The following is a 10615-nucleotide window of genomic DNA, read 5'->3' on the forward strand; positions in this document are numbered from 1 at the left end:
CATCAGAACATGGCTGGTTCCGATATGGGCGATGATCATAAAGAATACTTCGCTGGTGAAGCCGCTCTAAAAGCAGCCGGTGAAGACAACACCATGAATCAGTTCTAATACTGATCGATTAAATGAAGGGCGCTACGGCGCCCTTTTTTGTACCCTAAATCAAGCGGTATGATTACCACGCTGCTAAGACTCACCCATCAATGCCCACTCATAAAACAAGGCTTTATTGATCTGGCGCAAACCTCTATTTCTAGGCCTCGTTTTAGCAGTTAAAATCTGCTCCAAATCAATACTTTCTAACAATGATAGGCGTTTAATAACCACACTTTTTAAACGTTATTTCGCATAAGGATTGTATTAATGAACAGAAAAGCGCTTTCCGCATTTGTTCTGAGCGTATCAATGGTTGCCACCGCTAACTGCATGGCATACGAATCAGGCGATATGATTGTACGCGTGGGTATTGCTAATGTAGACCCACACACATCAAACGACACGTCCGTTCCTGGCCTAGATGTTGATGACAATACCCAACTCGGTATCACCGGCACCTATATGCTAACCGAGAACATCGGGGTTGAATTACTCGCCGCAACGCCTTTCAAACACGATATTACCCTTAACGGCGCTAAAGTCGGTGAAACTAAACACCTGCCACCGACTCTGACGCTGCAATACTATCCCATGGATAGCAGCTCTGCCTTCCAGCCTTATGTTGGCTTGGGTATTAACTACACTGAATTCTTCTCAGAAAGCACCACCGGAGCACTGGCCGGCACCTCGCTAGAACTCGATAGTTCCTGGGGTTTAGCCGGTCAACTGGGCATCGACTATGCCATTGACGACCAATGGTTAGTCAATGCTGCTGTTTGGAAAATGGATATCAATACCGATGTCAACGTGAATGGCGCTAACCTGGGTGAACTCGAAATTGACCCCATGGTGTATATGATGTCTGTCGGTTACAAGTTCTGACATATAAGTTCTTGTATAGGCTTTTGTATAAGCTTTTATATAAGCTCTTATATAAGCTCTTATCAAACAACACTAGAGGCCGGGATGTAAAAACATCCCTGCCTAAAATCGCCCACATAACCCATCAAAAACAGCTTTAGATTACCCCTCCACCACGCTAATAATGGTCTAATGAACCTGCCATTAGCCCCCATCACTGCACTGCGCCCCACGCTATTATCTGATACAATTTATGACGTCTTTAAAGATTATTCGTATAACGAAACAATAACGATAATAGATTTAATGGAATAATAATGACTGATAATCTGCAACTGCCGACATTGAGCGACAGTATTCTAACGCTGTCCAACCGAGTAGCCACCCTCACCTTTAATCGGCATGATGTTCGTAATGCCCTCACGGGTACTCTGTTGATCGACGATATCATCACCGTCTCAGACTGGGTTAATCGTACCCCGCAAATCTCGGTATTAATTATGACCGGTGATGGCAGCGCTTTTTCCGCTGGCGGTAACATCAAAGAGATGTCCGAACGGGACGGTCAGCATAAGGATGGCGCGTTTGGCGGGGACGTTTATACGGTGCAGAATAAATACCGACATGGCATTCAACGTATACCTTTAGCCATGAGCAACATTGATATACCGGTCATTGCCGCCATTAATGGCCCCGCTATCGGCGCTGGATTTGATTTAACCTGCATGTGTGATCTGCGAATTGCTTCAACGACAACCCTATTAGGTGAAACCTTTGTCAATCTAGGACTGATTCCCGGCGATGGCGGGGCTTGGTTTTTACAGCGCTTAATCGGCTATCAGAAAGCCGCCGAACTAACACTCACAGGGCGCATGATCAGTGCCGATGAGGCGAAATCGCTGGGCATTCTATTAGAAGTTGTCGAGCCGGAACTGCTGATGGAGAAAGCCATGGAGCTCGCCCTGCGGATCGCAGAAAAACCACCGCAAGCCCTCCGTATGACTAAACGGCTACTTAAGGGGGCACAGAAAATGGAATTACCCGAGTTTCTTGAACATTCCGCCTTAATGCAAGGCATCTGTCATAATACAGAAGATCATCTTGAAGCCGTTAATGCATTTGTTGAAAAACGAACGCCTAACTATCAAGGCCGATAATGCACTGAGTAACACTAAGGAAGGTGCGAATAAGTCAATTACGCCTCTGGCTTTCGCGTATCTGGCCATTCTAATGTCCACAGAGAACATAACGGACTTATTCGCACCTTCCCTAACACAGACCATGACGTGAATAATTCTGGGCTATATCTATAAGGACCTTAAGCATAGCGACATTGAGCACAAGCAGCTCAAGCATAAGCACCTTAAGTAAGCTCTTTATGTAAGCACCTTATGTAAGTACTTTAAGTAAGCACCTTAAGTCAATGTCTTGAGTAAGTAGCCCAGATTAATCCACCTTATTGGCTTAAGCTAAATGAGCCTCATCATCCTGTTTAAACTGTAATTTAGCCAAACGAGCATAGAGATCTGAACTCTGTAATAACGCCGCATGACTCCCCATATCAACAACCTGTCCCTGTTCCATGACCACAATCTGATCCGCATGTAGAATCGTTGATAACCGGTGCGCGATAATCACGGTTGTTCGCCCCCGCATTAAGGTATTCAATGCCAACTGGACGTTATGCTCATTCTCGGTATCCAAGGCACTGGTCGCTTCATCTAGCAAGAGTATGCGACGATCACTGAGAATTGCCCGCGCAATCGCTATACGCTGCTTTTGCCCACCAGAAAGACGAACACCGCGCTCACCTAACTCGCTCTGATAACCCTCCGGCAAACGCTGAATAAATTCATCGGCATAAGCGGCCTTGGCGGCGGCGATAACCTCAGCTTCGCTTGCAGCGGGACGACCATAGCGAATGTTGTCGATGACGTTAGCGGTAAATAACGCCGGTTGTTGCGCCACTAACGCAATCTGCTGACGTAGCTCATTCGGATCGAGAGCGCGTAGATCGAGGCCATCGAGACAGACCTGTCCCTGCTGCGGATCATAAAAACGCAGTAAAAGCTCAAACAGCGTTGACTTACCCGCCCCAGATGGCCCAACAAGCGCGGTGATACTGCCCGCTTTCAATGTTAATGAAAAATGATTTAATGCCCTCTGCTCGGGTCGCGAGGGATAGCTGAAACAGACATCGGTCAAGCTCAGTTGTGCCCGCAACATGGCCGGATTGGCAGGCTTACTCTGCTGATCGAGCATATCCATCACGGAATGCCCACTTAACGAAGTATGGCCGGCTAACGACTTAATATCACTTTCGGCATCCAGTAACGCCATCAAGCGCTCGGTGGCCCCCACGGCTCGCTGCAATTCACCATACACCTCGGAGATCGTGCCTACGCCCATGGCAACAATGAGTGCATAAAACACAAAAGCACCTAGCTCACCGGCTGACATAGCCCCGTTAATCACATCATAGCCGCCCACCCAAAGCATGCCTGACAGGGCACCAAACACCAGCAAAATGACCAGCGCCATCAGCATGGCTCGCTGACGAATACGCTGCTGAGCGACCTTGAAGGCACGCTGTACTTCGGCGCCAAAAGCTCGGCTTTCGTGTGCTTCCTGAGTATAGCTTTGCACCGTTTTTATCTGCTGAATCGCCTCCCCAGCATAACTGCCAACGTCGGCAATACTGTCTTGACTCTGTCGCGCCAGCGTGCGCACCTTACGAGCAAAAATAATAATCGGCAATAGGACCAACGGCACCCCCGCCACAATGATCAACGATAGCTTAATATTGGTGACAAATAGCATGAGCAGTGCACCCGACGTCGTCACGACACTGCGTAACGCCATTGAAAAAGAGCTACCGATAATGGCTTGCAACAAGGTAGTATCGGTGGTCAAACGAGACATTATCTCGCCACTTCGATTGGTCTCAAAAAAACTAGGCTGCAAGCGAATGACATTATCGAACACCGCCTGTCGAATATCCGCAGTCACCCGTTCCCCAAGCCAAGAGACGAGATAAAAGCGAATAAACGTCCCACCGGCCATCAAAACGGCCATACCCACCAGCAATAGAATGGCTTGATTGAGTTGTGTCACAGAGCCTGCCACAAACCCATTATCAATCACCAAGCGCACCCCCTGACCGATCGCCAACGTAATACCGGCAGTCAATAACAAGGCGATCATGGCACCCAGCCAATAGCGACGATAGGGCTGCATAAATCGCAATAACTGAGCTAAGGTGGAGCATTTATTCATCAGCAAGAGACCCGCATTACGAGATCATTAACTATCTGGCGCGTTAAAACATCTTGGCTTTTAATAAAAGCCAAACTTGTGGCGTCGCCTGCTTGAGCCAATAGAACTGATAGCGCAAGGTCAATTTAAGCCAACCGGTGGTCGAATATTTGCGTGCACTGGTGGTTAATGTTGCGCCGGTATTAATCAATGCTATACCGCCATGGTGTGCCTGCCAAACAAACAGATGATCTTCACCATAAGGCGCATCAAGCGGGTAGCCACCTAAACGCTTAAACTGATCGACCGCAAGGCAAAAACCTTGATCGCCAAACGGTAACCGAAGACAACGGGAGCGCAAGTTGGCTCCCTGACGATTCAGCCACATTGGCCCGCGTCCATCACTCAAAAAACGTAGATTAAAATAGTGTAACCCTGTCGGTGCACGCCTCAAGCTTTGCTTGAGCATCTGCCACTGAGCGTTTGAAAACTGACTGTCGAGGTGGAGAAACCAGATAAATTCGCTGTTCACCCGTTGTGCACCGGCATTCATCTGCGCCGCCCGTCCCGCTTCAACGGTCAGCGTTATGATGCGTTCATCGGTTGGCAATTGCGCTCTGAGTGAGACTGAGGCGGGACAAAATACAAAGATTATCTGCTCGGCCGATTGCAGATAAGCTAACTGCTGCAACATCGGCGCAAGGGTTGTTTCAGATGGACCAACGGGGATCACTACGGCAATGCTCAAGGGTTTCATTTGGCCGCCAACACCATCACGTAAGTTTTTTTAGGTTTCACTACAAGAGGCACCATATTTAAAACAACTAAAACAACGATGATGTTTCATGCTCACCTGCTGTTCTAACGATGCCCGCAGATCACTGCCCATATCATATTCAGGATCATCATCCACCAGCGTACAAGCATATACGCGCATCTGCCCCCGCTGCTTAACAACCATTTTACTAAAGGAACACATAAAGCTGTTGCGGGTCTCTTCAGTATGAAACTGGGTCATGCAATTGGTGGTAATATCTGGCCCATGACCATGACTACCCGGGGGTAAAAAATCAGGAAAGGCAACGAATTTAGTATCACTAGGAATACCGTAATTCTCTAATATCGCCCGATACTGATGCTCTACAGCCGCGGTATCTTCACCGTCTGCCATATGACGAGCGAGCGACACCTGAAAGCCCATATCATAGAGCGCTTTCATCCCTTTCAGGGCGAGATCAAACATCCCCTCACCCCGCCCAGCGTCATGTTCAGCTTCGATATGAGAATCGATACTGATACGAAAACTCACGGGGTAACGGCTTTTTAACAGCGGCACTAACTGATGCAATCGCTTTTGTACCGCATCGGTGCCATTGGTTAATACCAAACAAGGGACATGCTGCGCGGCTTGTTGCAGTATTTTGACGAGATCTTTTGCCAGAAAAGGCTCTCCGCCGGTAAAGGAAAACTGTTCGACACCTAATTCAACCGCCTGATCAATATAGGGTGTAACATCCTCTAATTTTACTAACTCAAGCCGCTTATCGCCGGGGCTAGACCCCTCAAGACAAAAATCACAACTGAGATTGCAGGCGGTACCGGTATGAAACCATAACTCTTTCAATAGATGAGGGCGTATATACCCTCGATCGGCACCATCAGCCGTTGTATACCAGTCTCGACTTCGAATTAGCTCCATACAAACCCCTTACAATTCAATCTACTAACGCATGTATTAATGATAAAAGCTGCGCTCTGGCCGGTCTTGAATCATAGGCTAATGAATCCAATAAGCGACGTAGATCAGCTTCAGTATCCACATCGTACCCAGTGGAACTGAAAGCAACCTGAAAACCGGCAGTTGTACAAGCTGCGGCTAGCTGTTCACCAAGTGCCGGGGTACTCCAACCAAGATTTTCCAAAGCGGGCCAAGGTTGGCAGCCTCCCATCGCCGTCACACCACCATCTTCGGCGGGAGACAGCACAATATCATGCTGTTCTAACAGTCGATCAAACTCGGCATAGCGCTGCAGCGTATGCTCCGGCGCATCGGTACCGATAAACAGTAATCGAGACGCACCCTGCTGACGTAATATCTGATCGACATAATTCAGCTTGGTCCCTAAATTACCTTCACACTGCGGCACGACCTGATAATCGCGTAACAATAGGTCTTCTGCCCATTGCCGGTCCGCCTCACTGCTAGGCGAAAGCACCACAGGGCCGGGCCAACTGCGGGCATCTTCCAAGGCGCAGTTCAATAGCGCACAGGCAACTTGATAAGCAGCATCTTTACCGAGGGTGGCGGCAATACGCTGCTTCCCTTGACCATGAAGTGGTCGTTTACAGAAGATAACTAGGGTTGTCTGACTCATTGACTCTATCCTTACCTATAGAAAAGGCAGCTCAAAGCTGCCTTTATCATCATTTAAACCTTATTTTTAAAACGCTTGAAACTGAGGTTATGCAAAGCGCCTTATCGAAGCAGAAATCGCTTAACCTTCACGAAACCAGGTGGTCCCTTCACGGCTATCCTTCAAGATAATACCCTGAGCGACTAAATCTTCACGAATCTGATCCGCGGCGGCAAAATCTTTCGCCTTTTTCGCATCAGCGCGCTGCTGTATACAGCGTTCGATCTGTTCAGGGGTAATTTCGCCCGCTTTACTCTCACCCTGCAAAAACACCTCGGGTGATTGCTGAAGTAGTCCAATGATACCGCCAAGCTGCTGCAACTGCGCGGCCAAGGCCGATGCTTTTGCCTCGCCTGCACGACTGGCTGAATTCAGCTCGTTAACGAGTTCAAACAATACCGCCAAGGCTTTGGGCGTATTAAAATCATCATCCATCGCTTCATAAAAGCGCTCAGCGTAATCGTTATTCAACTCACCGGCCACCGCATCGACACCATTGAGTGCCTGATAAAAGCGTTCTAGTGCACTGCGTGCCTCTTTCAGACTGCTCTCAGAATAATCAATATAACTGCGATAATGTACGGAAGAGAGGAAATAACGGACCACCTCAGCATCATACTTTTCAAGTACATCGCGGATAGTGAAGAAGTTGCCTAAGGATTTAGACATCTTTTCAGCATTCACTCGCACCGCCCCCGCATGCATCCAGGTGTTAACAAATTTCACACCATTCGCCGCTTCCGACTGTGCAATCTCATTCTCATGGTGAGGGAATGGTAAATCAGGGCCACCGCCATGAATATCAAAGGTATCGCCTAGGCAGCATTTAGACATGGCTGAACACTCAATGTGCCAACCTGGACGTCCCGCGCCCCAAGGCGATTCCCAACTCACTTCACCGGCTTTAGCCGCTTTCCATAGCACAAAATCTAACGGGCTCTCTTTCGCATCCTGTACTTCAACCCGCGCACCGGAACGTAGCTCATCGACATTTTTATTCGTCAGACGGCCGTAATCGGCAAATTTTTCTACCCGATAATAAACATCACCGTTGGCGGCAGCATAGGCATAATCTTTATCGATCAATACTTGCACCATATTGATAATATCTTGCATGTGACGCGTTGCTCGGGGCTCTTGATCAGGCCGCAAGACACTCAGTTTATCTTCATCTTCATGCATTGCGGCAATCATACGCTCCGTCAACTGATCTGGGCGTTCGTCGTTTTCAGCCGCACGTTTAATGATTTTATCGTCAACATCGGTGATATTACGAATATAGGTAACATCCCATCCTCGGGCACGCAGGTAGCGAGTAATGACATCGAATGCCACCATCACGCGTGCATGCCCGATATGACAAAAATCGTATACGGTGATACCGCACACATACATGTTGATCTTGCCCTCTTCCAATGGTTGAAAGGGCGCTTTCTCTTTAGTCAGGGTGTTATAGATCTGCAACATCGGAATTCGCTTATGGCTCTGGCTTAGATGAAATTCGGTGAACAATCGCTGCATGAGTACAGACCCATGAACGTTTAGTCGGCCATTATAGAGGAAACCGCGAAAGAATTAACAACCGGATTTACATTCCCTGCAAAAGGCCATAAAAAACAGTCTTTTGGTGGGCATTATTAAACGATTCATGGTGTGAGGATTGTGTTTTTCGCTGAGACTACTGCGATGCATTATAAAAAGCCGAGCATCACTGAAGAGTGATTAGCGGCGAGTAGCGACGAAAACTGCCACGATTCAGCATGATTAGCATACCGAGAGTGTCGAACAGCTGCATGTAAAACGCAGCAACGTTGGCGAAAACCCTCGCAAACCTTCATGACAACATGAATCAACGCTCAGGCTCAAGCATTAGAGTGTAGAAAAACTACTCTCTCCGTTAATTTATAACCGCTGCTATTTATGCGCTAAATAGCCATAATACACACTCAAGACGGTGTCGGCCGTCTGTTGTTTATGATCTATTTTGGGAGTATTGCATGCTGAGGTATTACCTTGCATTGTTGCTTTTAGGTGTCATCTGGGGCTCTAACTTCATTTTTATGAAATGGTCAACCTTACTGATTACGCCGATGCAGACGGTTTTGCTGCGCGTCCTATTTGGCTTTCTGCCACTCTTAATCGTGGCGGGGTATAGCAAACAGTTGCAACTAAGTCAGTTGAAACATCTATTTCATTTTATGGTGATGTCCGTCCTCGCAACGACATTTTACTATTACGGCTTCGTCGCCGGCACGGATTTGATTCCGACCAGCGTGGCGGGCCTGTTAAGCGGCTCAATTCCTATTTTTACGTTTATTTGTGCCTTTCTGTTTTTACGTCAAGATCGACCGACCTTACAGATGCTGATGGGTGTAATCGTCGGCTTTACGGGCATTATCATTAGCGCTAGACCCTGGGAAGGTACTGAGGGCGTGAATATTATGGGGGTCCTATGGATGCTCGCCGGAACCACCAGCCTTGGTATTTCGTTTGTCTATGCGCAACGTCAACTATCTCCTCTCAAGTTACCCCCTCTGGTCTTGGCGACCTGGCAAACCGGCTGCGCCACTGTCACGCTATTAATCTTGACGGATCTATCCGGCATTAGCCATCTTGCAGCGGATATCAAAACCGTATTAGGGGTGGTGCTTGGCCTTGGCGTGCTAGGCACAGGCGCCGCGTTTTTTCTTTATTACTATGCCATTGAAAAGCTAGGCTCGGTAAAAGCATCGGGCGCCACCTATATTGCACCACTGGTGGCGGTGATTATTGGCGCCATTGTCGGTGAAGATATGAATAGCTCGATTGTGATAGCTTTCATGCTGATTTTAGGGGGCGTGATATTGATTCAAACCGGTAAACCTAAAGCCTCGCCGATACAAGCAGCAGACATCGACAGGCATCAACCCTAATTACCTAATCGAATATTATGGCCGAGTCATGATTGTTGCGTTGCAGATGGGCTCAGCGCTTGCTGACACCACGTCCAAACCGCCTCCACGGCTTGTTGCGGTGCACGGCTGCGTTTGCGTACTAAGTAATAACTAGGCTTTACGATCAGTCGTTTATCGATGACTGAGATAAGCCGCCCAGCAGCAATATCCTTCTCAACAAAAGCCCGACAAGCGAGTGCGATACCCTGACCTGCCAACGCAGCATCAATCGCCAATGTTGTTTGATTAAAGGTCGCCCCCTGTGGCTTTTCATTCGTTTGAAAAAAAGTAGGCCATTGATTATGTGAATCATGCAAAATAGGCAATTGCCGCAAACGCTCTAATGACAGCGGCAAACGGTGACCGACCATTAAAGATGGACTCGCCACAGCAATCAACTCTTGTTGAAACAAGCACACGGCATCCAAGCTCGGAGGAAACGAGTCATGGGTTAAACGCACGGCAATATCCACTTGATCTCTATCGAAGTCAGATACCGATTCGGTGGCGATAATGCGTAACTCTATATCAGGTAAGCGTGCATTCAATTCGCCTAATCGTGGAATTAATAACTTTGCTGCGAAGCTAGGGGTGACACTGATCGTCACTACATTGGGGTGGGATTGGATATGATTAATAGCATCGCTCATCACATCAAATGCCTGTGTCATCTCGACTAAAAAGCTGGCACCTTGAGACGTTAGCGCCAAGCCTCTTGGTAATCGATGAAATAGCGTTTGACCTAAATACTCCTCTAAAGCTCGGACTTGCTGTGCGACAGCACCTTGTGTAACACCAAGCTCGTCAGCGGCATGACGAAAACTCAAACGCCTACCTGATACTTCAAATGCACGGAGCGCATTAAGAGGCGGAAGCTTTCTTCGTGAAATAGTCATGACGGCATACCAATCGTTTTACGACATATTAACTGGAATATTAAACCCGAGAAAGCCCTGTGTATGGCGAAATAAGGCCGTGCCTATATAAAGATCAAGGCAACAGTTACAGGCATACTGGTTGTACGTCGAAAAATGTTAACACTGAGATCCTGCTTCTCTG

9 protein-coding genes are annotated in these 10615 nt (G+C 47.8%); 3 read left to right on the forward strand and 6 right to left on the reverse strand.

What is annotated here, in order from left to right:
* Positions 1-360: 360 nt before the first annotated feature.
* Both Q4488_RS08600 and Q4488_RS08605 read left to right on the forward strand, forming a co-directional pair.
* Positions 361-975, forward strand: coding sequence for an OmpW family protein (locus tag Q4488_RS08600; RefSeq protein ID WP_303580065.1), 615 nt, complete (start codon positions 361-363; stop codon positions 973-975).
* A 296-nt stretch (positions 976-1271) separates the two neighbouring features.
* A complete protein-coding gene (locus Q4488_RS08605) occupies positions 1272-2111 on the forward strand; it encodes an enoyl-CoA hydratase-related protein (RefSeq protein WP_303580066.1) in 840 nt (279 codons plus the stop codon).
* Positions 2112-2418: 307 nt separating this feature from the next.
* Here Q4488_RS08605 and Q4488_RS08610 read toward each other — a convergent pair whose 3' ends face one another.
* From Q4488_RS08610 to cysS, 5 genes are all read right to left on the reverse strand, one after another.
* Positions 2419-4230, reverse strand: a complete 1812-nt coding sequence (locus Q4488_RS08610) for an ABC transporter transmembrane domain-containing protein (RefSeq protein WP_303580067.1) — start codon at positions 4228-4230, stop codon at positions 2419-2421.
* Between the two features lie 43 nt (positions 4231-4273).
* Complete coding sequence (locus tag Q4488_RS08615; protein WP_303580068.1) at positions 4274-4966, reverse strand: glycosyltransferase; 693 nt, start codon at positions 4964-4966, stop codon at positions 4274-4276.
* A gap of 30 nt (positions 4967-4996) precedes the next feature.
* Complete coding sequence (locus tag Q4488_RS08620; protein WP_303580069.1) at positions 4997-5908, reverse strand: radical SAM protein; 912 nt, start codon at positions 5906-5908, stop codon at positions 4997-4999.
* A 16-nt stretch (positions 5909-5924) separates the two neighbouring features.
* A complete protein-coding gene (locus tag Q4488_RS08625) occupies positions 5925-6584 on the reverse strand; it encodes a DUF2064 domain-containing protein (RefSeq protein WP_303580070.1) in 660 nt (219 codons plus the stop codon).
* A 120-nt stretch (positions 6585-6704) separates the two neighbouring features.
* Positions 6705-8090 (reverse strand): cysteine--tRNA ligase, encoded by a 1386-nt coding sequence (cysS, locus tag Q4488_RS08630; RefSeq protein WP_303580153.1) that lies wholly within the window; start codon positions 8088-8090, stop codon positions 6705-6707.
* Positions 8091-8620: 530 nt separating this feature from the next.
* Between cysS and Q4488_RS08635 the strand changes: the two genes are divergently transcribed.
* Entirely contained in the window at positions 8621-9535 is a 915-nt protein-coding gene (locus Q4488_RS08635; RefSeq protein WP_303580071.1) for a DMT family transporter, read from the forward strand.
* A gap of 26 nt (positions 9536-9561) precedes the next feature.
* Here Q4488_RS08635 and Q4488_RS08640 read toward each other — a convergent pair whose 3' ends face one another.
* A complete protein-coding gene (locus Q4488_RS08640) occupies positions 9562-10452 on the reverse strand; it encodes a LysR substrate-binding domain-containing protein (RefSeq protein ID WP_303580072.1) in 891 nt (296 codons plus the stop codon).
* Between the last annotated feature and the right edge of the window lie 163 nt (positions 10453-10615).

The sequence above is a fragment of the Amphritea sp. 1_MG-2023 genome, assembly GCF_030547545.1.
In the GTDB taxonomy this organism is placed as follows: Bacteria; Pseudomonadota; Gammaproteobacteria; order Pseudomonadales; family Balneatricaceae; genus Amphritea.

Coding starts and splice junctions, on each gene's coding strand:
- cysS (WP_303580153.1), bottom strand. CDS start 8,090: ATGTTGCAGATCTATAACACCCTGACTAAAGAGAAAGCGCCCTTTCAA.
- Q4488_RS08605 (WP_303580066.1), top strand. CDS start 1,272: ATGACTGATAATCTGCAACTGCCGACATTGAGCGACAGTATTCTAACG.
- Q4488_RS08625 (WP_303580070.1), bottom strand. CDS start 6,584: ATGAGTCAGACAACCCTAGTTATCTTCTGTAAACGACCACTTCATGGT.
- Q4488_RS08600 (WP_303580065.1), top strand. CDS start 361: ATGAACAGAAAAGCGCTTTCCGCATTTGTTCTGAGCGTATCAATGGTT.
- Q4488_RS08640 (WP_303580072.1), bottom strand. CDS start 10,452: ATGACTATTTCACGAAGAAAGCTTCCGCCTCTTAATGCGCTCCGTGCA.
- Q4488_RS08610 (WP_303580067.1), bottom strand. CDS start 4,230: ATGAATAAATGCTCCACCTTAGCTCAGTTATTGCGATTTATGCAGCCC.
- Q4488_RS08615 (WP_303580068.1), bottom strand. CDS start 4,966: ATGAAACCCTTGAGCATTGCCGTAGTGATCCCCGTTGGTCCATCTGAA.
- Q4488_RS08620 (WP_303580069.1), bottom strand. CDS start 5,908: ATGGAGCTAATTCGAAGTCGAGACTGGTATACAACGGCTGATGGTGCC.
- Q4488_RS08635 (WP_303580071.1), top strand. CDS start 8,621: ATGCTGAGGTATTACCTTGCATTGTTGCTTTTAGGTGTCATCTGGGGC.